This is a genomic window from Puia dinghuensis (genome assembly GCF_014642875.1).
Lineage (GTDB): Bacteria > Bacteroidota > Bacteroidia > Chitinophagales > Chitinophagaceae > Puia > Puia dinghuensis.
The window spans coordinates 702,829-724,967 of sequence record NZ_BMJC01000002.1 but is presented as its reverse complement, the minus strand read 5'-3'; the positions used below and the strand labels follow the sequence as shown (position 1 = coordinate 724,967).

Here is a 22,139-nt window from a genome sequence, read left to right as displayed (position 1 = left end):
CTACCGGGCCGTGAAAGGAATATCCATCACCATAATAGAGTAGGCCGGGAAGGTCCATCGGAAGCTCTTACCCAATCCCCTCACTCCATACTTCACCGGCACGATCTTCGTCGGCTCGCTGATCGTGTTGGTCTCCGTTGGGCTATCCGCATTCAACGTCCAGGCCACACCTGCTGTAGCCACTTTCCCGGCACCTGCAACATCGATCATCATATTCTGGTCAACCCCTTGCGTATTCACCACCTTCAGATGGATAACCCCCTTCTTCGTATCCCGTGTAGCCGAAAAGAAAAGCGCATCTATCTTCTTGGGTTGCACCCCCGCCGCCGAATCCTTTGCTGTCAGTTGCTGCGTCTGGGTCGGAATGTTCTCCCATGAAAGCCGCACGATACTGTCACCAAGATGCGTACTGAATAGTTGCTGCGCATAATAGGAGGGAGACCCGAAAGAGGTCAGCGCATTATAGCCGATAAGATCACTTCTCCACTGCATCCCGCCCGGGTTGACATTTACGAATAGTGGGGCATAGCAGGACATGATGACGAGGTCGGAGTTCCGTTCCATCCCCGTCATCCACGCAGCGTCACCAAGAGCGGCGTTGAAGTTCGTGGTAGGATCGCCCTCCCTCGTAGCCCATTCCCCGACAAACACCTTGGGTCCGCTGCGGTCATAATGGTCATACTGGCCCGCATTTTCTTCCATCTGCCAGGCGTTGCGGTAATAATGTTCATCTACTATCTCCGTTCTGCCCGCCGGCGCAGGAAACCGTCCCCCAAGTCCATCTTTGCCGCCCACCGTGGAGATGATATGCAGTTGGGGATATTTCGCTTTTATGGCATCGTAGAACTGCGCATAGCGTCCCTCGTAGCTGCCGGAAGCATCGAACCCGTCTTCATTGCCGATCTCGATATAATGCAGCGGGAAAGGGTCCGGATGCCCATCGGCGGCCCTTCGCGCTCCCCATTTGGTATGAACATCACCTGTCACGTATTCGATCTCATCCACCGCATCATCTACAAATGGTTGTAAGAAGGGGCCTGCCTCGATGTAATCCCTATTCAGCACATAGCCCGCAAAAACGGCTAGCACCGGCTCCATATGGAGGTCTTCACACCATCCCAGGAATTCCAGCAGCCCCATACCATCCGTGCTCCGGTAATGCCAGGGGCTCAAATGACCGGGCCGTTGCTCCACCGGGCCGATCGTCTTCTTCCAGTCCCATCGCTGCGAAAAGGTATTCCCTTCCAGGTAGTTCCCGCCGGGCAGCCGCAGAAAGGCCGGCTTCATATCCGCCAGCAGTTGCATGATATCCGGCCGGTTGCCATTGAGCCGGTCCTTATAGGTAGGAGGGAACAGCGATACCAGGCTGAACCAATAGCTGCCCGCCGCCCTGGCCCGGATAACAAAACGGGCATCCGCTGTTGGCTGAACCCCCGCACCCGTCACCAGGGAAAAATGCACGGGCGCCCATTCAGTGCCCGGCGCCGCAACCTCCGCAGACGCAAAAACGGTCTTTCCATCCTTGCTCTGCAGGCTTACACTTAGCGGCTGTCCGCTACCGCCGCTGCCCCTTGCAAAAAGACTCCCTTTATACGTCGTATTCGGCCTCACCGCCATCCCCCAATACCCCTCATTGGCAATCCCGACCCCATCACCCGCCTCCGTCACGTCTACCCGCAGTGACACCGGCAAAGCCGGTCCTACCGGTTTCTCTTTGTCAAGACTCATCGTCGCTTTCGCCGATGTCGATCCTCCCGGCAGCAGCGACCAGAAAGCGGCCGTCTTCGCCGAGTCCTTAAAACTCCGGTTGCGGATCAATTCTCCATAAAGCCCGCCTTCATAGGAAAAATTGATCTCTTCCGTCATCAACCCATACAGGCCGGGACTCACAGCCGCGCCGGGTTGGTCCAGGTGAAGAGTAAGCCGGGCAGGCGACTGTGCCGGAAGCCGCAGCGAAAAGCACAAAAATGCAGTGATCGTGATGGGGAAAGACAGGCAACGCAACATCGTCGTAGTGGTTTTGTTGGAATAAATGTAAATATAACATTTTATCCGGCAAACCCTGCGTTGGGAAATTTTCGTAAATTGTCTCCATGGACGCCCAATTATTTGACAAACTCGTATCGATCCGCCGCCATCTCCACCAGCATCCCGAATTGAGCTTTACCGAGTTCAAAACGGCTGCATTGGTCGAAGCCTGTCTCGGCGAACTATCCATTCCAACTGAACGCGTGGCTCTCACCGGCGTCATCGGTACGATAACAAAGGGCGATGGACCGGCCATAGTTCTCCGCGCCGATATGGACGCTCTTCCCGTCGTCGAAGAATCCGGCGTCGATTTCCCTTCTCTCACCGAAGGGATCATGCATGCTTGTGGTCATGATATTCATACCACTATGCTGCTTGGCGCCGCCATGCTTCTAAACGACGCCACTTTCGAAGGCACGATCAAATTGGTCTTCCAGCCTGCCGAAGAAGGCCCGATGCGAAGCCCCGTAAAAGGAAAGTCCGGTGGACAGCTCATCATGGAAAGCGGGAAACTCGATGGCGCCATCGCCGCCCTGGGCCTCCATGTCCATCCCTTATTACCCGTAGGCGTACTGTCCTATAAGAACGGCGAATCGCTGGCTAACGTCGGCAATTTCTCCATCCGCATCACCGGGAAAGGCGGCCACCCCGGATGGATGAAACAGGTCATCGATCCCATAACGATAGCCGCCCGCCTCATCACCGCCGCCCATGCGCTGGTCGGCCCCCAGCCCGATCCGCCTTCCGCGGTGCTGGCCATCACCTATCTGTCGACCGAGTCGGAGCCCAGTTTCAACGTCATCCCTTCGCACGTCCTGCTCCAGGGCTCGCTAAGAGCGGTACGCATCGCCGACTACAACGACATTATCAGCCGGCTTCGGACGCTGCTGCACCAACTTGAAGCGGAATTCCGCTGCACCATCGACCTCGGGTTCAGCGCATACTATCCCAGCCTGCTGAACGATGCAGCGCTTCATGAACAACTATCTCCGATTCACAATAAAATATTCGGTAAAACAAAAGTCACCGAAGGACTAGCCTACCTCGTCGGCGAAGACTTCTCCTTCTATTCCCGCGCCATGCCGGGACAATTTTATTTCCTGGGCGCCCGGACGGAACAGAACGACTCCTACTTCCTCCATCATCCGAGGGTCACCTTTAACGAAGAGTGCATAAAATACGGCTCCTCCTTCCTCGCGGAAGCGGCGCTGCACCTGTTGGCGGGCAATTAATTAATTAATTATTATGATGCGCGGCGTGAACATCGGTCTCCGAAGTCACCGGATCGATGACGGCTTTTACTTCAGAGACCCTATTGGCGGGGAATCCGCCCTTTCTGGCATGTTCGAGGATCATTTCCTCATTGGGCGCAACGTATACACAATAGATCTTGTCGGCAGTCACAAAGCTTTGCACCCACTGAATTCTTGGTCCCATGTCATTTAAAACGTCACAGGATTTTAAAGAGATATCATGCAGCTGGGTCTCGGTGAGATTGCCGGCGCCGGCGATCTCCCTTTCGATAATGTACCTTGGCATATATCCTCCTTTTTATTTAAATATAACAATATTTTGCTATATTGGTAAAGGATAATTTTTTTGCCGTTTGGATGTCGTAAATTCGTTTTCTTCTTTTGCCACTTTCCTTTCCCAAAATTGAGTTTGACTGTACCAGCCAACGTGTGACTGGTTACACCATTAAAGAACGAGGCTTTGCTTCGTATTTCAGTATTTATTCAATTGGGAAAGGATATGGATTTCTCAGAACTTATTTCAGCGCTTTTCAAGATTAATGAAGGCCTTCGGGAACAAAGCTTTCGTGCAGTCAACCTCTCACTCACGTTACGTAATTGGTTCTTTGGTTTTTATATGGTGGAATTTGAACAAAATGGCAGCGACCGGGCGGGATATGGGAACGCTTTGTTAGCAAATATCTCTGCCGAAATGAAGCGTCAAGGGATACCTAATTCCGATGAGCGGGAATTGCGCAGATATCGGCAGTTTTATTTAGTTTATCCGGCAGCAGGCCTGCTCACAAGCACTCCAATTCGGGGGTCGTCAACCCCCGTTTTCCATGTGCCTGATATACATTACATTAGGATTTTTAACAGACTATCCTATACCCATTTTGCCGACCTTGTCAGAATAAAGGATCCATTGAAGCGATTGTTTTACGAATTGGAATGTGCAAAAGGCGGCTGGAGTATAAAGGAACTGAGAAGACAGATGGATAGCTTATTGTTCGAAAGAACCGGTCTGTCCAAAGACAAAGAAAGGCTGCTGAGAACTGCAAACTCAGAAACTCAAGCCAATTCTTTTCCTGATCTGATTCGCGATCCTTACATTTTTGAATTTATTGGCCTGAAACAACAAGAAGTCCTCCCCGAAAAAGGACTGGAACAAGCACTATTGGACCACCTCCTGCAATTCCTTTTGGAAATGGGCAAAGGATTTTGTTTTGAGGCAAGGCAAAGACGAATAGTGGTTGACAATGAACACCATTTTGTTGACCTGGTTTTGTACCACCGTTTGTTGCATTGCAATGTTCTGATCGAAGTCAAGACAGAAAGATTTCACCATTCCCACGCCGAACAGTTAAATATGTACCTGGAATATTACAAAAAATACGAAATGACTGCGGGAGATAATCCGCCGGTAGGTATACTTCTCTGCACTGATAAAGAGCAGGAACATGTGGAGTTTGCTACTGCTGGCCTGGATGACAAGGTGTTTGTATCCAAGTATTTGATAGAACTACCGGATAAGAAGGAATTGGAACAATTTATAAAAAGACAATTGCAAAACAATCTTCAGAACTAAGATCGTACTAATCCTACACCCACCACATACCCCGCCCGAAAAGCCTTCACCACCGACCTCGGCGTCAACACGCTAACGGTATCCCTTATCCTTCTAATCTCGTTGCTATCACTGCCTGGCATCGGCTCCCCGGCCGCATATCCCTCTGGCGACCACCGGTACACAAGCCCATCATACACCAGGTGCGGCTCCCCCTTCCACAAAATAAAACTCCCATCCGGCAGCGCCCCAAAATACGCATCATACATCACCTTCTGCCCGTCCGCCGAAACCCGCTCCCGGTGCAACACCGCATCTATCTCCTGCATCGAGGTCCGCTCATCGAAACCATACTCCGGATTTCCCTTCAGCCAGCAACGCTTAAACCGCAGCGCGTCTTCTCTTCTGCATTCAAAACAGGGCCGGTGGCCAGCAGCAAAGGCCGTAGCCTCATCAAAGAAGAAAAGCTCTGTCCACCGGTCCGGCGCCATCACCGCTCTCCTTCTCCCTTTGAAGACCAGCACACAGGTGATCCACGCCTTCAGCTTCCAGGGACGTACGATCTCCTGCTGCGGATTATGCAGTACTCCCCGGTTACCCATCCAATGTCCTCGCGCCGGGGTCCGGATGATATTTCCCAGCGGGTCTACGCGATTCTGTAACATGTCCTTACAAATTCCTCCATGATCTCTTTAACTGCTGCAAGCGTATCTCCATCCGTGATACGGCCTTCTCCATTGATCTTGGTGCGGGCGAAGGGGATCAGCAACTGAAGCCGGTCGATATTCTCAGCCTCTATCACTCGCAATGTTTCCAGCAAAGCCTTGTGACCGTACTGCCCATCCGTAGACGCGGTGATAAGCACCGTTGGTTTGTGTGAAAACTCACAGGTGGCTACCGTCCAGTCGATTGCGTTCTTCAGCGAACCGGGAACCCCATGTGCATATTCCGGAGTACAGATGACCACCCCGGCGGCGGCCTCAAGCCTCCTTCGGAAATCAACCACTTCCTGCGGGTACTGCCGGAAATAGCTAAGATCTTTTTCTTTTCCTGCGTCATAGTCATAAAGGTACCGCATTGCAATGGCTTCGACGACAAGATAATAAAGAGAAATACCTAGTCCATAGTTAACTATTTAAGAACAGCGGTCGAATACTCGCCCAAAAGCTTGCATCCACCGGAAACCCGCCATACCTTTGATATAGATAAGGTTTAATGGTTAATGGTTAACGCTACATGATTAGTTTCCTCCGGCAGCGCCGGAGGAATTTTTTTCACTTCCCCATCTGCCGGCAATTTTCACTAGCTTAGTGGCATGAGTGCCAAAAGCAAACAAAACGCGTGCATCGCGCTGTCACTGGGTCTCATCCTGATTCTGCCGGTCGCCTGCGGCCAGCATTCAACAGATGCCGAAGCATTGCAGGCACAGGTAACCCGCCTGCAACATCAGCTGGACAGCGCATATAAACCGGGACTCGGCGAATTCATGTCCGGTATACAAGTTCATCATGAAAAATTGTGGTTCGCAGGCAAGGCAGGTAACTGGAAATTGGCTGACTTTGAAATGGGCGAGATAAAAGAGTCGATCGACGACATCCGGCAATTTTGCGCCGATCGCCCCGAAGTGGCCTCCCTGCCGATGATCAACCCCGCCATCGACAGCCTCAACGCAGCGATAAAAGAAAGCAACCCGGCCCGCTTTACAAGCAGCTTTATGCTCCTGACAACCACCTGCAACAACTGCCATAAGGTGACCAAACACGAATTCAACGTCATAAAGGTCCCGGACACCCCGCCATTCTCCAACCAGGTATTTGCCAAACCAAGTGAAAAATAACTCAACCCTTCGGCAACTGGCGGGACTCTTCACCAGGCTCGGCCTGACGGCCTTCGGCGGACCGGCGGCACACATCGCCATGATGCAGAAAGAAGTGGTCGACCGGCTGCATTGGATGGACCACCAGCACTTCCTCGACCTCGTCGGGGCGACCAATCTCATCCCGGGTCCCAACAGCACGGAAATGGCTATCCACATCGGCTACGAACGCGGAAAGTGGAAAGGTCTCCTGGTAGCCGGTTGCTGTTTTATTCTCCCTGCCGTACTCATCACCGGTGTCATCGCATGGTTATACCAAAAGTATGGCCGGCTCCCGCAGGTGAATGCCTGGATATACGGGATAAAACCCGCCATCATCGCCATCATCCTGGCCGCCGCCTGGCAACTCGCAAAGAAGGCCGTTAAGTCGGTGCAACTGGGCATCATCGGCGCTCTCGTCTTTCTTGCCGCCGTCCTGGGTGCAGATGAGATCGTCGCCATGTTCGGCGCCGGCGCAATAACCCTGCTGCTCTACCTGCTCCGCAGGCCCCGAAATGCCCTACATAACTTTTTCCCCCTCACTTTACTGCAAATCACTTTCGATAGAACGAACATCCGCCTCTTCCTCATTTTCCTGAAAATAGGCGCCATCCTCTATGGCAGCGGCTATGTATTGTTCGGTTTTCTCGACAAAGAGCTGGTGGCAAAGGGATTGCTTTCCCGCAGCCAACTCATCGACGCCATCGCCGTAGGACAATTCACTCCCGGACCGGTATTTAGTTCCGTCACCTTCATCGGCTGGCAGATGGGTGGCTGGCAAGGGGCATTGACGGCAACGGTGGCCATCTTCCTGCCGTCTTTTCTTTTTGTGGCCCTGCTCAACCCGCTGATGCCCCGCCTGCGCCGGTCGGCGCTCTTCTCCGCTTTTCTCGACGGGGTCAACGTCGCATCGGTAGCTATCATCGCTGCGGTCTGCGTCAGCTTTGGTAAAGCCGTATTGGACGACTGGCGAACGGTGCTCATCGCCATACTCAGCGCGGGCGTAGTATTCGGCCTCCCCAAAATAAACAGTGTTTTCGTCGTCATCGGCGGTTCCCTGCTTGGCTATGGCTTGTCTTATTTGTGACGTAGCGCCTTTTCAACCATCACCTTGTAACTTTCCCCAATCGGCAGCATAGTCTCACCGACCTCCAGTTCACTGGCAGAAAAAGCGCTGACATGCAGCAGGTTGACGACATGGCTGCGATGGATGCGGAGGAAACCTTTTCCCTCCAGTTCCTTTTCCAGGTCGCTCAACCGGTACTTGGAGACGATGACCTTTTCCTTTGTGACCACCCGGATATAATCCTTCCGGCTTTCTACGTACACAATGTGCCGCAGATCGACCTTGAAATATTTGTACCCGGATTTCAGATAGATGAATTGCGGTTCGGAAGACGACAGCACGCTTGTCAACGGCTGGTTGTTCATCCGCAGATAACGCTCCACCGATTTGAAGAAGCGGTCAAAGGTCACCGGCTTTAACAGGTAGTCAACGACATCCAGGTCAAAACCATCGAGGGCATATTCGCGGTAGGCGGTCGTAAGGATAGTACGGGGCGGCCGGTGCAGGTTCTTCAACAGCTCGAGGCCTGAAAGTTGAGGCATGCGGATATCCAGGAACAACAGGTCTATCGTCTGGTGGTTCAATACCTCCAGCGCTTGCACGGCATTCGAACAAACGCCCGCCACTTCAAAGAAAGGAAGCTGAGCGATATGTTTCTGCAGCAACTGGACGGCCAGCGGCTCATCATCGACCAGCAGACACCGGATATTCATGGGACTCCTTTTTTAGATCCAATACCACCAAAGCTCTGAACCTGCCGGCATCATAGCCGGTAGTAAAAACATGTTTTCCGGGATACAGGATATCCAACTGCTTTCTAAGATTGGCCAGCCCGATCTTACCATAACCCTCCTGCACCGGCGGAGCCGCTGACGAATTGGTCACACAATACCGCATACCGGCTTCATCCGCCTCCAGTTCGATCTCGATCGACGGTTCACCTGCATCCTGGCTGGCGCCATGCTTAAAAGCGTTCTCCGCAAGCGACAATAATAACAAGGGCGGTATAGCAACATCCCCATTGACCCGGCTGTTGAACCGCAGCTGTAACCGCTGATCATACCGCAATTGTTCCAATGCCAGATAATTGTTTAACAATTCGACCTCTTCCGAAAGGGGCGCCAGGTCGCCCTCACATCGGTATAAGATATGATCGAGGATTTCCGAGAGCTTACCGATAGCGGAAGAAGTGGCAGGAGAGTTGAGCAGCGATAAAGCATAAATATTGTTCAGCGTATTGAACAGGAAATGGGGGTTTAGCTGGCTCTTCAGCAGCTTCAGTTCTGTCTCCGCTTTTTCCTTTTCCAGCACAAGCGTCCGCTGTTGTGTCCGCAGCTGCTGGAGCAGCAATTTGACAAAAAGGAAAACGACAGGAAGGGAAAAGATGGAGAAGAAATAGACATACAGCAATTTGGAGATATTCGTGACGATCTCCCGATTCGTTTCGAATGCCTTAGGCGCCACGCCAGCCAGGGGCTCCGCTACCCGGACGATCAAAAAACGGGCAAGCAGACAGATACAATAGCTGCCGAGAACAAAACCAATGGACGCCCATACATACTTCCGGCGGTAGAAAAATGCCGGGATGATGGCATAGGTCAAAAAATAAGCGGCCAGCATCTGTGGGAAAAGGAAAATGCCGTTGCCGATGAAGCCCCAGCGCCAGGTGAATTCCTGGCCATCATGATACTTGCTGTTGCTCACCGCCAGCAGCAGTACACCCAGCCAGAAGACGACGTGACTGGCCGGCCGGTATTTCTGTTGGTAATGGAGAAGACAATCGACCTGGCTCATAGTAAATACAATGTTAGCCTTTTTTGCGGAGCATAGGTCCGGTCGTCGACCAACAGGCAAAACCGACCCCCAAAATCCCCCGCCTGCCGCTTCTACCTGCTTCAGATGGCGCAAATTCCGGTCTGCCGAATACCTCCTGCTATCGGCCGGGGGCTCGCGGTACCAACGCTCCAAACCCCGAATATTGGTCATGCAAAAATTGCTGCTCCTTCTCCTGGTGTTTGGTCTCCTGCAGGCAACCGCCCAGAGCCCAATCCGTGATACCACCCGCAAAGACACCGCCCGGATGCTGAAAACCATAACCATCACCGGCAGCAAATCCCCGATTGAACGCCGGCTCGACAGAACCGTCGTTAACCTTGACCAGAACCCTGCCATCGCAGGCGCTACGGTCCTGGAAGCCCTGCAACACCTTCCCGGCGTACAGGTCACCCCGGATGGCCAGGTGTCCATCAACGGGAAAGCGGGCGTCAACGTTTATATCGACGGTAAGCCTACTTATTTGTCGGCCGCCGACCTGGCCGCTTTGCTAAGCAGTATGGCCGCGGCGGACATTCAGCGCATAGAGATTATGACAAACCCCTCCGCCCGGTATGACGCCTCGGGCACGGCCGGTATCATCAACATCGTAAAAAAGAAGAACCACAAAACAGGATTCAACGGCACGATCAACGGCAGCTTTATACAGGGTTATTATGCGCGATACAACGCCGGTTTCACCGGCAGCTATAAGAATGATAAGGTCAATCTTTTTTTCAGTGACACCTACACGGACAACAAAACCCTCTTCGGCCGCAATGTAACCAGCGATATCCAGGATATCAATGGCCGGCTGCTTACCAAACAGGCCTCGGCAAACAAGACCATAACCATCCGCCGTACAGACAGACCCACCGCGGGCATCGACTGGTATGCCTCGGCAAGATCGACGCTAAGCCTTTCAGCCACGGGCGGCATCACTACGGCATCCGATGCTACCCTGTCCGGGCTGGATGAAACCAGCACTCAGTACATTCCGGCGACTCATGAGAATTTTACCAGCAACACCCACGACCATCCCTATAATTATACCACCACCTTCCAGTGGGTGCAGCAACTGGATACGTTGGGCAGGGCCTTTACGGTCGACCTCGATTATTCCAATTTTACCAATCATCCGGTTCAGACGAACCAGGGCGCGCTCTTCGATACCAGCCACAACTTTCTCAGCGAGACCGGCGCGCTGCTGACACAACACCGCGGCCTGCACATCTATTCGGCCCAAGCGGACTACACCCGCCCGATGAAGAATGGCCGTTGGGAAGGAGGGCTGAAAAGCAGTTATGTGAAGATCAACAATGACAATAGCTACTACGATGAGGTGAACGGTGTGGATCTCTTTGATTCAGCCCAAAGTGACTATTCCCTCAACACCGAACAGATAAATGCCGCATACGCTACATTCGAACATGACTATAAAAAGCTGGAAGCTAAGGCTGGCATCCGGGTCGAGCAGGCAACTATCATCGGCAAAGACAACTGGAAGAGGACGACCCTGACACAGCGTTATTTTCAACTATTTCCAACGCTCTTCCTCAACTATAAGCCCGACGCCAGTAACGCCATCCTCTTAAGGCTGGGGAGGCGTACTGAAAGGCCCGATTATTCAGAAGAGATCCCCTTTCGGCGCCCGCTCACCCCGACGCTTTTCTTCCAGGGAAACCCCAACCTCCGACCCGATCTTTCCTGGCATGGCGAAGGAGGGTACACCTGGAAAAATACGTTGACCATCACGGCCGGTGTTGACATCGATCATGACTATCTTCGCACCATTCCCTATATCGACCAGGGAGACACCACCATCACACGGCGGCCGACAAACGTACAGGCGCAGTCCTGGAACATCGACCTCACCTTCACAAAACAACTGGCAAAAGGATGGTCTGCCGATAACACGCTCTCCCTCTTCAGGAATTCCTTCGCCGGTGGCGCCAACGGCTATTGGAACAGGGCCCCGGGCCGGGTTGCGGTCTATTTGGGAATAAGCAACCATTTCCTCATCGACCACCGGCTGTCAGTAGAGCTGGATGGGGAATATGATGGCGGCCATCAGCTCATCACTTCCTGGTTTGGACCGTATTATCTCGTGAACATAGCCGTCAAGCGAACTTTTGGGAAGGGTAGGGGCAGCCTCACCCTGGTCGCTCACAATCTCCTGCAGAGCGAAGATCATGACGTAATCGACAAATACCAGGGATTATACCAATATTCCAGCGTCCATTATTATACCCGTTATGTCTCCCTGAATGTCCAATATCGTTTTGGCAGTGGGAAACTCACCCGCATGACCACGCGGTCAAGCTCGCAGGAAGAGCAGCAACGGGCAGGAAGCAATTAGTACTTAACGACCCGCATCGTTTGGGCATGGCCCGATGCATAGCGGACGGTAACGAAATAGATACCGCCAGGCAAGCGACTCATGTCAATACTATTTTCGGAACCAGGGCTGCTGTATCGCAGCATTTCTTCACCGGTTGTACTGGTTACGACGACAGATTGTATGGTGCTGCCATTGCCGGTGATAAATAACCTGTCCCTTACAGGATTCGGGAAAACCTTCGTCGATGCATCCGCGGCAATATATACGGTCTTCACCGGTGAATAGATGGCGTTTCCCAGCTCATCGACCTCTTTTACCCGGTAAAAATTATTCCCGGCGGCAGCATTGACATCGGTATAGCGATAGGCTGTGGAAGTGCTGTTATTGCCTGTTGCCATCACCATGCCGGTAGTTTGCCATGTTACGGCATCCCTGCTGGATTCTATGTTGAAAAAGCGGGCGGTTACGCCGGCTTCCGTATTCCATTGCAATTGGGCGTACCCGTTGGCGGGCGTGGCCGTAAAGTCGGTTATGGTCAGTGGAAGCACCACCAGGCTGGTAATGGTTGACACACCGATCATCCAGCCATCCCCTGATTGTGCCGTTCCTGAGGACCAGGAGGTGCCACCGCCGTCCCCGCGAACATAAACTTTAAAGTGGAGGGTCGTGATATTGGTACCCGTGACAAGTACCGAACCGCTGGCCCCGCCGGAGCCGGTGGTACCGCTTACAGTCGTTGCACCATTCAATATTTTCGTACCGGCAGCAACGGTTAGTTCGCTCGACCCGGATAGTTTGGATAAGGTGAGGGATGGCGTTTGCAGCTCCAGTTCGGTCGAAAATCCCAATGAACCGTAGGAGGAGCCAAGCCCCACAATATGCAGCACCGGGTTGGTGACATAGTTGTTAAACGTGATAGTGAGATCGGCAATATAATACCTGCCCGAGGTGGAGGCGCCTGTATTGTACATTCCCATCACGGACGTGAACAACTGAAGGCTATAGTTCTTGGTAATATCGATACCGGTGCCCGCCGTGATGGTAGGAGCAGAAGTGAAATCGGCATTCACTGGCGCTGAATAGGCGCCCATTTGATTATAATAGGTGTACCCATTGATATACAGATGGCCCTGGTTGTTGCCGCCGCCAAAGACAAGGGAGGCAGTCGTAGTACTCTGGGAAGTCGGTAGGATATATTGCTGGTTGGATAGGGTAAACGTAACGGTCGTCGTCGGCGTGGTATAGGCCACAAAGGTGTTACCCGTTGGATTGTTGGTATTATTCTCGAAGGTGACAGTCTGTGCTGCGATAGAAGGTCCCGTGCCGGTCGGACCCTGCCCGGTCGCAAATTCAAGCGTAGGCGTGTACTGCGCAGACAGGCTGCCGTGTACCATTATAGATGCGACCAGGGGTAACAGGATATAGGTTTTCATACGATACAGGTATTGAGGGTATTGGAAAGCGTAACTTGGAGTTAAGATAAAAAAAAGATACCCTCGAATCATCGCTTGCGGGCGATATTATCTTCCTGTATTCGTTTTTATTTAGTTTTTTAAGACGAAAACCTTCACTTGCCAATGGAAGTAGTACTAACGGAGTGGATTACTTGCTAAACTATAGCCTGCTTACTCGCTGCGCAATGCTAAAGCCGCTGAGCGGCTTATTCGCTACGCAATGCGTTTACCGGATTTGCCCGCCCCGCTCGCGCTGCCTGCACTCCTACCGTCAGTAAAGCCAGCGTCAACGCAGCCAACCCCGCAACGGCAAAGATCCAGGCGCTCAGCTCCGTCCGGTAGGCAAAGTCCTGCAGCCACCGATGGGTCGCCATCCAGGCCAGCGGCGTGGCAATACAAAAAGCGATGCCCACCAGCAAGGCAAGGTCCCTGCTGAGCAGCGCCGTTATTGACGTCACGCTCGCGCCCAATACCTTGCGGATGCTGATCTCCTTTGCCCGCCGCCGCACCGTGAAAAGCCCAAGCCCGAAAAGTCCCATACAGGAGATGAAGATCGTCACTCCCATGGCCAGGTTGATAAGCCAGGCGGTCTTCTTCTCCTGGTCGAAGAGGCCTGTGATGGATTCATCCAGGAAGGCCGACCGGAATGCCCTGTCCGCGGGGAATTGCGCATTCCACACAGCCTCCAGCCGATCGATAACGGCCTTCACCGCCCTGGTATCTTTTTCGCTCGCCGAGAGTTTGATCGCAATACTGTTCTTCCGCTCCACCACGTTTTCGATGACGACAGGAGGGATGGCCTCATGAAAGTTGCTGACGTGAAAATCGGCGATCACTCCGACAACAGGATATCCCTTCCCCACGCCACCCTGCGGCGCCTGTGCATACAGCATCCTGCCCAAGGCCTGCTGCGGCGTTTTGCAACCCATCAGCCGTGACATGGTGACGTTGATCACCAGTTCGCGCATGCTGTCACCGGGCAGCATGTTCCTTCCTGCAAGGAGTCGCATCTTATAAAAGGGGATGAACTCGTTATTACCCATATGCGCCGATACCATGTGCATCTCATTGCCCGTAGGCATAAAGGAGAAAAAGTCCATATTCTGCGCAAATCCCATTGGCGCCGTGCCCTGTAGCAGCACTTTCTCAACACCCGGCACACTCTTGACGGAATTGACATACACCTGCAGCTTTTGGGGCGCATCGTTCCAATCGTTCAGGGTAAGGACCCTGTCGGTGTCGAGTCCCTTGTCTGCATGGTTCATATAGTTTATCTGCTTGCCGATGACCAACGCGCCGATGATAAAGATCAGCGAGACGACAAATTGAAATACGATCAGCGCCCGGCGCAACCCGATCCTTCCCCTTCCCGGCGACAATGCAGCCCCCTTCAGGCTCTCCACCGGATCATAAGTGGAAAGTACCCATGCCGGATAAAAGCCCGCCAGCAAAGTGGTAAACACCGTCATTGCAAAAAGAAATCCCAGCGTCGACAACTGCAACACCCGGAAGTGTACCCCCTCCGGGACATAGTCATGAAACAGTGCCAGCACAGGATTCACCAGGAGGATGGCGATCAGCGTCGAAAATAATGTTACGACAAGCGTTTCCACGAGGAATTGAAACCGGATATTACGCTGACGGCTCCCCATCACCCGGCGGATACCTACCTCTTTGGACCGGCTCATCGACTGCGCAGTCGACAGGTTGATAAAGTTGATGGCTGCGATCAGCAGCACAAAAATGGCCACGCCCATCATCGCATAAAGTGTCGGCAGATAAGGCTTCCGCCAGCCATCCCCGTCATCCCCCCGGTGAAAGTCAGGGGTGTAATGAAGGTCATTCAAGGGCTGCAGGTACATCGTCAACCTGGAGCCGGCCTGCATGAGTTTGACATGCGCCTTGATATACGCCGCAAACCGGGCATTGATCTGCTCCGGCCGCACCCCGGAGGAAAGCTTTACAAAGGCCATGCTCCGGTGCGGTTGCAGGCTGCTCCAATCCGCCGTAGGGATACGCTGCTTCAAAAAACTATGTGTAGCCGTGGTCACTGACAAAAAATCTGTGTACCCAAGATCAGTATTCCCCTTCCAGTCCCTGACAATACCCGATACATGCACCGGCAAGGAATCATCGTATACAACAGTCTTCCCGATCATGCTGTCCGGGGAAATGTCGCCAAAATACAGTTTGCCCCTGCTCTCCGTCAGCACGACATTGTTGGGCCGGTTAAGCGAACCCGCAGACCCCGCCAGCCATTCATACCGGAAGATGTCGAAATAACCCGGCCAGGTGAACACCGTATTATGCATATGCATTGTTCCTGTGATATGGTTGTCGAAAGAAGCTGGCGGCTGCCCCACCCGGGGAACGCTGATCTTCCCACTATATCCATGCACACCGGCCGTTGCCGCGAAGCCCGGTATCTGCGTTTCAAAGCCGGCAAGATCGTCATAGGGACTATTCATAAAATGTTGCTCTCCCGAGCCTTCCTGCATATCCCCCACAATGCGATAGATGCGATCGCCATCAGGATGGTGCCGGTCAAAAGAAAATTCGTAATTCGTTATCAGGAAAAGCACCAGGCAGCCACAGATACCAAGCGCCAGGCCAAGAATGTTAATAAAAGTATAAATCTTGTTGCGGCCAATAGTGCGCCAGGCGATGAGCCAGTAGTTTTTGAGCATAAGAAAGTTTTTTCAATAGTATAAACAGAATTCACTCAGAAAGTACGCCTAGCTTGCAGCCTTTATCGTGACCATGAACAGACTCTACGCACTCTTACTCGCCCTCGCCTTTGCCGTATCCGCCCTCGCGCAGGAAGGGACCACCCCTGCCGATAACAACGGTCGCATCACCGGCCGCATCATCGACTCCGTTTCGCACCTGCCGCTTGAATATGCTACGATCAGTCTCTTTAAACAAAAAGCGGCAAAGCCTTCCGGCGGTGCTATGACGGGCAATAAAGGCTCGTTCAACATCGATGGCCTCACGTCCGGAACCTATACCCTCACGGTAGAGATCATCGGCTATGGTACGCGTACCATCGGTCCCTTTGTGCTGGACAGCAAAAAGCCACTCCTGTCCCTTGGCGATATCCCCGTTGGCAAGAAAGCCACCGATCTCCAGGCCGTCACCGTTACCGCGCCACGCGGCCTGGTGGAGAACAAGCTCGACAAGATGGTATACAATGTCGAGAAAGATGTCACCTCCCTTGGCGGCGTAGCGACGGATGTCCTCAAAAAGGTGCCCATGGTCTCCGTGGATGTGGATGGAAATGTCGACATCATGGGTAATGGCAATATCCTCTTTCTCATCAACGGCCGGCCCTCCAGCATCTTTGGCAACAATCTCGCCGACGCCCTCCAGACTATCCCCGCCAGCCAGATAAAGAGCATCGAGGTCATCACCAGCCCCGGCGCCAAATACGACGCCGAAGGCACGGGCGGTATCATCAATATCATCCTGAAGGACAACAAGCTCAACGGCATCAACGGGAATCTCAGCGTCACCGGCGGCTCGCGGCTGCAAAATGGTTCGTTCAACCTCAATGCAAAGCATGGGAATTTTGGCATGAATGCTTTTTTCAGTGGCAATGCCCAGTTGCCCTCTACCACCCAAAATTCCTCCACGCGCCTTTCTTATGACTCCGCCGGCAATAAGGTAAACAGCCTCACCCAGGACGGTAGCAGCCGCTTCCTCCGCAACGGCTTCGAATCCGGTCTCGGCTTCGAGTGGACACCCGACAAACGGAATACCCTTTCAGCCAACATTGGGTATGACAATTTCGGCAACCACAACCAGGGCTCTTACCAACAGGACGAGCTCCGGTTTACACCGCCTTCCACCACGGCCTATTATGATCTTCCCAGTCTCGTCCGGTCGACAAGCCAGTTCAGGGCGCATTCCCTCGACTGGAGTCTCCGGTATAAAAAAACCTATGCCGTGGAAGACAAAGAACTCGACATCTCCTTCGACGGCAGTGAGGGCCGGAATCATAGCTCTTACATCCAGTCTCAAAGCCAACCCTCCGGTGACTCCACCTTTGCTGGCTTACAGGGCAACAACACCGGCCAGGACCACGAGGCCAATGTCCGGCTCGACTTCGTCCAGCCCTTTGGCGACAAGGTCAGGCTCGAGACCGGCGGCCGCGTCCAGATCAGGCAGATCACCAGTAACTCCCCTGTCTATGCTTACGATGCGGCCAGCGGAGGCTATCCCTATGACAGCAGCCAGTCCAATGCGCTTACCTACAACCGGCATGTCTATGCCGGCTATGCCTCGCTCAGTTTCCCCGTCTTCAATTTTCTCGATGTAAAAGGCGGACTTCGTTTCGAACGCACCGAAACCGATGCCGGCTTTTCCAAGGCCCCGAATACGACCATTCCCGGATACAATACATTTGCGCCATCGATCATCCTATCCCATTCCTTTGCAGGCGAGCAGACGCTAAAACTCGGTTATACCCGCCGGATCCAGCGGCCCGACTATCGCTCACTAAATCCCTATGTCAACGCCAGCGATCCGAAGAACCTTACACGTGGCAACCCCTTCCTGCAGCCGGAGATCGCCGACAACTTCGATCTCACCTATAGCAAATCTTTCGACAAAGGCAGCGCCATCAACGTCGTCTTGTTCTATCGCCGCTCGTCCAACGACATCCAGCCTTTTATCCAATACTATCCCAGCTTCACCCTGGGCGATTCCGTCTACACTGATGTCTCCGTCAGCACCCCGATGAATGTAGGGGCTGAGAACAATACAGGGGCCAACATCTTTGGCTCTGTCCCGCTGGGCAAGAAGCTCAACCTTCGGAGCAATATCTCCGTCTTCAATCGGTATATTACTACCGGCTCACTTGGTGGCAACGCTATCAACAGTTTCAACTATCGCATCAACCTCAACGCTTCCTATCAGGTGAGCTCTACTTTCATCCTCGAGTTCTTCGGCAACTTCAACTCTGCCCGGAATGAGATCCAGGGACGCTACCCCTCTTTCTACTCGTATAATCTGGCGGCCCGGAAGCAATTCTGGAATAAGAAAGCAAGCATCGCCCTTACGGCTACGAATCCCTTTGGCTACTATGTAGACCAGGCTACGGCACTCCGCGGCAGCGACTTCACCCTCAACGGCCTCCGCCGCGTGCCCTATCAGTCATTCGGCCTGAACTTTACATACAAGTTTGGCCATCTCGAATTCAAAAAAGACAAGGAAGAGAGCAATCAGCAGGCCGCTCCGCCCGATACGCTATAACCTCTTCTTTATATAATCCGCCAATCCCGTTGCGCCATCCGCCTCCTTCGCCTTCAGCACAGCGCGCAGGTTGTCGTTGATAACCGGGGCAAAAAATTCCGGCAGCGTCCGGCGAAACGCGACCAGCATATCGACGCCCTTTTCCACTTTCTCCGTGTCGTGCAGCCGCCCGAGATAAGCGGCAAACTTCCGGGAGATCCTGGGTTTAAAAGACAGCCGGGCAAACCGGTCGAGGATAAGGTCTGCATCTTCTTCCGACCCAAATTGCGCCAGGGCGCCGACGATCTCCTCCGCCAGCTTTCCCCGGGTTGGCTGCCCAACCCGTGCTTTGGCTGCCGCCAAAGCCGACACCGAATCCAGCCGGCCAAGCGCATACAACGCCTCACCCGCGGCGCTATACGAAGAGTCATCCAGCTCTGCTACGATCACCGGTTTATATTTTGAACCATAGTCGGGTAGTAGCCGCAGGGCAAACCGCCGGACAAGGGCATTGGAGTCCTGTCGCGCCAGCGTCGCAACGATCGATTCCATGGCCTTCTTCACCGTATCACCGGCTCTCACCAGCCCAAGTAGCGCGAATTCCCGGATGCCCGCATACCTATCGGTTAGCCCTTTTTTTATCACTGTCAACGCAAGCGGATCCTCCGGGTGGGGAAGACAAGCTGCAATAGCCTCACGCCGGTCTACATAATTTCCGGCATGATCATATTGATAGGCAAACCCGGCCAGCGTCTTATGGTCCGACTTCTCCCAAACGATCACCTTCTCCGCATCCACATTCACCAGTGCCGGTCTCTCCGTACATGCGAACGAGAAGGTATCTTTCTCCTGCCGCAGCCATACCGGATATCGCTTCTTCCCAGCCGTTTCATATACATCGATCACCAACGGCACGATGAAAGGATGTCCCTGCTCCTGTGCGATAAACACGCTCACCTTTCCCGCCACGGAATCGTAGTTGTAATCGATACGCACCTTCGGATGCCCCGCGCCAAAGTACCATTGGTTGAAAAACCAGTTCAGGTCCTGCCCGCTCACTTCTTCCATCGCCAGCCGCAGCTGGTGGACTTCGGCCGGCTTAAAAGCGTTGGTCCGCAGGTATAGGTTTAACCCGGCAAAAAAGGCGCTATCGCCAAGGCAATGCTGCAGCATGGTCAGGATAGCCGCCCCCTTGTTATAGCTGATATCATCAAAAAGGTCATCCGCATCAGCATAGGAAAATCTTACCAACGCTTTTCCCTTATTGGCCGGGTTGCCCAGATAGGCTTGCAACTGCGCGTAATTCTTTTCCAACGCCGCATCTGAGCCATGCCGCCATCCTTCCCAGAGATATTCGCTCCACCGGGCAAAGGATTCATTTAGTGTCAGGTTGCTCCACGACTCACAGGTGACATAATCGCCGCACCATTGATGAAAAAGCTCATGGGCTATATTGTCCTCCCAGCGGTTGCCATCCACCAGGTCGCGCGCATCCTGCTGTGCCTCGTACGCATGGGAAGTAGCGGTGGTATTCTCCATTGCCGTGCTGGTAAGATCGCGAACGACGATCTGGGAGTATTTCACCCAGGGGAAGGGTATCCCGGTCACCCGTTCGAAAAAGGCGATCATCGCCGGGGTCTCGCCGAATACCCTGCGTGCCGTGGGGGCAAAAGCCGGCTCGACATAATAGCTCACCTCCTTTCCCTTATAACTGTCTTTGACGATCGCAAAATCACCCACTCCCATAAAGAACAGATAGGGCGCATGCGGCAATTCCATCTTCCAGTCGTCGGTCCGCGTTCCGTCGCCATGATGCACCTGACCCGCTAACCGCCCATTGCTTAGCGTCACATACTTTTCCGGCACCGTCATCAGCATCTCTTCCGTTGTCTTTTGATTGGGCTTGTCAATCGTAGGACACCACAGCGACACCTTTTCCGCCTCGCAATCCGTCCATATCTGCGTCGGCTTGTTTGGGTCCGTACCTTTCGGGTTGATAAAGAACAATCCCCGGTTGTAGTCGCCGACTTTCGCTTCCGCCGGTTTGGCGACATACTCCACCCGTACAATATATTGTTCCCACCTCCGGTATGCTTTCGGTAACCGTATCCGCAACCGCCACCCATCATAGTCATAGGCTAAAGGCCGTCGCGAGCTCCCCGTCACCAGCGCTACCGATGCGATCTCCATCTGCTTTGCATCGAGCAACAGGCTATCGGTAGGGTAGAAGTGCGGCCGCAGCGTCAGCTCCACCTTTCCATAGACATAGCTCCGGTCGTAATCGAACCGTACTTCCAGCCGCGTATGCACCAGGTCGTTGATCCGGGTCGCACTGCCCCTGTAAAGGGTCTTCCAACCCGTATCCTGCTTTTCCTGCGCGGTGGCGAAAAGCATCAACCAGCCGAAGCAAAAGCCGAGGACTGCTCTTTTCATCGATCTGCTTTTATGAAGTCAGGATGATCTGCTTTTATGACAGGATCATGCCCCTCCACTTCTACCCGATAGATTTTCTGCTCCATCGCGCGTTTGGCATCCATCGGCGACAGGTTGAGGCTGACGCTGCTGTCTTTTCCGTTCATTCCCCGGATCTTCACCTTCTGCACCATGTCTGACACTATCAGGTATTTGACCTTCTTATCTAATTGTTCTTTTTCCAGCTTCGCCTGGTCGAGCGCATCATACCGGGCTGCTTTCTGCGTCTTGCTACAGGAAACCAGCACTATCACGCCCACCACCACTGGCAGGACAAGCATTTTGCGCAAAAGGCCAAGGCCATTGCGCCCACTGTTACTGATCATAAGTAATCTTCTTTTTATAGGTGATTGAAAAAATCCCTGGACGGGCTCCATCCACCGGCCTCCGTTCGCCGCCTGCAACAGCATCCGGGCAAAGCCTTCTGCATCCCCCTGCATACCCGTGGCCGCATCGGCAATAAACTCATGCACCAGGCGCAGCTCCCGGCGGATAGCCCAGAAAAAAGGGTTCATCCAGAAAAGACAGCTCAGCAGCTGGACGAACAATCCATCCCAGCTATGCCGCCCCCCGATATGTGCTAACTCATGACGGAGAATCTTATTATTGACAGGGTCATCCGGGTCGGCGCCCCGCTGCCAGAACAAATTATTGAAAAAGGAGAAAGGCGCCCGCGGGTCATCGGTCTCGATCAGATCGTAGCCACCCATCCGGCAAAACGACTGCCGCGCCTTCATCCGGTACACCTGCACTATCCGGCACGCCGTCACAACCACCAACAACAGGCTCACTCCCGCGGCGACCCAGCCCCCAATCGTCACCCAGGGGATCCACCCGCCATTCGCCGCCCTGCCGGCATTCTCCACCCGCTCGACGGTGCCGCCTATCACCGGGGCTCCGCCAACCGGCGCCCAATGTATCGGCGTCAGCGGCAACAATATGCTCAGCACAAGCACCCCCAACAGATAGAGCCGGTTATATCCATGCAGGCTCCGGTTGCGCAACGCGATCCAATAATAGGCCGTCAGTATCCCGCTGACCAGCGCCGACTGCAACAAATAGGCGAATACGCTTTCCATA

General features: G+C 53.4%; 16 protein-coding genes. 6 read left to right on the top strand and 10 right to left on the bottom strand.

The annotated features are described in order from the left end of the window. Positions 1-2,007 carry an alpha-L-arabinofuranosidase family protein gene (locus IEY39_RS11205; protein ID WP_188931441.1) on the bottom strand — a complete coding sequence of 669 codons (2,007 nt, stop codon included), beginning with the start codon at positions 2,005-2,007 and terminating at the stop codon, positions 1-3. An 86-nt stretch (positions 2,008-2,093) separates the two neighbouring features. On the opposite strand from IEY39_RS11205, the gene IEY39_RS11200 reads away from it, so the two are divergent. Then, positions 2,094-3,260: a M20 metallopeptidase family protein gene (locus IEY39_RS11200; RefSeq protein WP_188931439.1), complete on the top strand. Its 1,167-nt coding sequence runs from the start codon at positions 2,094-2,096 to the stop codon at positions 3,258-3,260. 4 nt (positions 3,261-3,264) lie between these two features. On the opposite strand, the gene IEY39_RS11195 is transcribed toward IEY39_RS11200, so the two are convergent. Further along, positions 3,265-3,567, bottom strand: a complete 303-nt coding sequence (locus IEY39_RS11195) for a DUF4242 domain-containing protein (RefSeq protein ID WP_188931438.1) — start codon at positions 3,565-3,567, stop codon at positions 3,265-3,267. Positions 3,568-3,780: 213 nt separating this feature from the next. On the opposite strand from IEY39_RS11195, the gene IEY39_RS11190 reads away from it, so the two are divergent. Continuing rightward, positions 3,781-4,848, top strand: a complete 1,068-nt coding sequence (locus IEY39_RS11190) for a PDDEXK nuclease domain-containing protein (RefSeq protein WP_188931437.1) — start codon at positions 3,781-3,783, stop codon at positions 4,846-4,848. On the opposite strand, the gene IEY39_RS11185 is transcribed toward IEY39_RS11190, so the two are convergent. Together IEY39_RS11185 and IEY39_RS11180 are read right to left on the bottom strand one after the other, a co-directional pair. Then, the gene (locus IEY39_RS11185) at positions 4,845-5,492 is read right to left on the bottom strand and encodes a hypothetical protein (protein ID WP_188931433.1); all 648 of its coding nucleotides are present in this window, start codon (positions 5,490-5,492) and stop codon (positions 4,845-4,847) included. The genes IEY39_RS11190 and IEY39_RS11185 overlap by 4 nt on opposite strands. Continuing rightward, positions 5,474-5,905 (bottom strand): NADPH-dependent FMN reductase, encoded by a 432-nt coding sequence (locus IEY39_RS11180; protein WP_188931431.1) that lies wholly within the window; start codon positions 5,903-5,905, stop codon positions 5,474-5,476. The genes IEY39_RS11185 and IEY39_RS11180 overlap by 19 nt, the downstream gene beginning before the upstream one ends. Before the next feature lie 237 nt (positions 5,906-6,142). Between IEY39_RS11180 and IEY39_RS11175 the strand changes: the two genes are divergently transcribed. Together IEY39_RS11175 and chrA are read left to right on the top strand one after the other, a co-directional pair. Continuing rightward, the gene (locus IEY39_RS11175; protein WP_188931430.1) at positions 6,143-6,664 is read left to right on the top strand and encodes a hypothetical protein; all 522 of its coding nucleotides are present in this window, start codon (positions 6,143-6,145) and stop codon (positions 6,662-6,664) included. Continuing rightward, positions 6,654-7,769, top strand: a complete 1,116-nt coding sequence (gene chrA / locus IEY39_RS11170) for a chromate efflux transporter (protein ID WP_188931429.1) — start codon at positions 6,654-6,656, stop codon at positions 7,767-7,769. The genes IEY39_RS11175 and chrA overlap by 11 nt, the downstream gene beginning before the upstream one ends. Here chrA and IEY39_RS11165 read toward each other — a convergent pair. Beyond that, the gene (locus IEY39_RS11165; RefSeq protein WP_188931428.1) at positions 7,760-8,461 is read right to left on the bottom strand and encodes a LytR/AlgR family response regulator transcription factor; all 702 of its coding nucleotides are present in this window, start codon (positions 8,459-8,461) and stop codon (positions 7,760-7,762) included. The genes chrA and IEY39_RS11165 overlap by 10 nt on opposite strands. Then, complete coding sequence (locus IEY39_RS11160) at positions 8,433-9,542, bottom strand: sensor histidine kinase (protein WP_188931426.1); 1,110 nt, start codon at positions 9,540-9,542, stop codon at positions 8,433-8,435. Before IEY39_RS11160 ends, IEY39_RS11165 begins: the two co-directional genes overlap by 29 nt. Before the next feature lie 190 nt (positions 9,543-9,732). Here IEY39_RS11160 and IEY39_RS11155 point away from each other — a divergent pair, with 190 nt between their 5' ends. Further along, positions 9,733-11,919, top strand: coding sequence for an outer membrane beta-barrel protein (locus IEY39_RS11155; RefSeq protein WP_188931425.1), 2,187 nt, complete (start codon positions 9,733-9,735; stop codon positions 11,917-11,919). Here the strand turns inward: IEY39_RS11155 and IEY39_RS11150 are convergent. Together IEY39_RS11150 and IEY39_RS11145 are read right to left on the bottom strand one after the other, a co-directional pair. Further along, entirely contained in the window at positions 11,916-13,334 is a 1,419-nt protein-coding gene (locus IEY39_RS11150) for a T9SS type A sorting domain-containing protein (RefSeq protein WP_188931424.1), read from the bottom strand. The genes IEY39_RS11155 and IEY39_RS11150 overlap by 4 nt on opposite strands. Before the next feature lie 227 nt (positions 13,335-13,561). Continuing rightward, positions 13,562-16,042, bottom strand: a complete 2,481-nt coding sequence (locus IEY39_RS11145) for an FtsX-like permease family protein (protein ID WP_188931423.1) — start codon at positions 16,040-16,042, stop codon at positions 13,562-13,564. A 73-nt stretch (positions 16,043-16,115) separates the two neighbouring features. On the opposite strand from IEY39_RS11145, the gene IEY39_RS11140 reads away from it, so the two are divergent. After that, entirely contained in the window at positions 16,116-18,608 is a 2,493-nt protein-coding gene (locus tag IEY39_RS11140; protein ID WP_188931422.1) for a TonB-dependent receptor domain-containing protein, read from the top strand. On the opposite strand, the gene IEY39_RS11135 is transcribed toward IEY39_RS11140, so the two are convergent. Next, on the bottom strand, positions 18,603-21,020 hold the full coding sequence (locus tag IEY39_RS11135) for a M1 family aminopeptidase (RefSeq protein ID WP_188931421.1): 2,418 nt from the start codon (positions 21,018-21,020) through the stop codon (positions 18,603-18,605). The two genes, IEY39_RS11140 and IEY39_RS11135, sit on opposite strands and share 6 nt — an antisense overlap. Further along, entirely contained in the window at positions 21,017-22,138 is a 1,122-nt protein-coding gene (locus IEY39_RS11130; RefSeq protein ID WP_188931420.1) for a M56 family metallopeptidase, read from the bottom strand. The genes IEY39_RS11135 and IEY39_RS11130 overlap by 4 nt, the downstream gene beginning before the upstream one ends. Between the last annotated feature and the right edge of the window lies 1 nt (position 22,139).

Bases quoted from the DNA above. Each gene is read 5' to 3' on its own strand.
- IEY39_RS11180 (WP_188931431.1), bottom strand. From the start codon at position 5,905: ATGCGGTACCTTTATGACTATGACGCAGGAAAAGAAAAAGATCTTAGC.
- IEY39_RS11160 (WP_188931426.1), bottom strand. From the start codon at position 9,542: ATGAGCCAGGTCGATTGTCTTCTCCATTACCAACAGAAATACCGGCCG.
- IEY39_RS11135 (WP_188931421.1), bottom strand. From the start codon at position 21,020: ATGAAAAGAGCAGTCCTCGGCTTTTGCTTCGGCTGGTTGATGCTTTTC.
- IEY39_RS11185 (WP_188931433.1), bottom strand. From the start codon at position 5,492: ATGTTACAGAATCGCGTAGACCCGCTGGGAAATATCATCCGGACCCCG.
- IEY39_RS11195 (WP_188931438.1), bottom strand. From the start codon at position 3,567: ATGCCAAGGTACATTATCGAAAGGGAGATCGCCGGCGCCGGCAATCTC.
- IEY39_RS11175 (WP_188931430.1), top strand. From the start codon at position 6,143: ATGAGTGCCAAAAGCAAACAAAACGCGTGCATCGCGCTGTCACTGGGT.
- IEY39_RS11145 (WP_188931423.1), bottom strand. From the start codon at position 16,042: ATGCTCAAAAACTACTGGCTCATCGCCTGGCGCACTATTGGCCGCAAC.
- IEY39_RS11205 (WP_188931441.1), bottom strand. From the start codon at position 2,007: ATGTTGCGTTGCCTGTCTTTCCCCATCACGATCACTGCATTTTTGTGC.
- IEY39_RS11200 (WP_188931439.1), top strand. From the start codon at position 2,094: ATGGACGCCCAATTATTTGACAAACTCGTATCGATCCGCCGCCATCTC.
- IEY39_RS11155 (WP_188931425.1), top strand. From the start codon at position 9,733: ATGCAAAAATTGCTGCTCCTTCTCCTGGTGTTTGGTCTCCTGCAGGCA.
- IEY39_RS11140 (WP_188931422.1), top strand. From the start codon at position 16,116: ATGAACAGACTCTACGCACTCTTACTCGCCCTCGCCTTTGCCGTATCC.
- IEY39_RS11190 (WP_188931437.1), top strand. From the start codon at position 3,781: ATGGATTTCTCAGAACTTATTTCAGCGCTTTTCAAGATTAATGAAGGC.
- IEY39_RS11130 (WP_188931420.1), bottom strand. From the start codon at position 22,138: ATGGAAAGCGTATTCGCCTATTTGTTGCAGTCGGCGCTGGTCAGCGGG.
- IEY39_RS11150 (WP_188931424.1), bottom strand. From the start codon at position 13,334: ATGAAAACCTATATCCTGTTACCCCTGGTCGCATCTATAATGGTACAC.
- IEY39_RS11165 (WP_188931428.1), bottom strand. From the start codon at position 8,461: ATGAATATCCGGTGTCTGCTGGTCGATGATGAGCCGCTGGCCGTCCAG.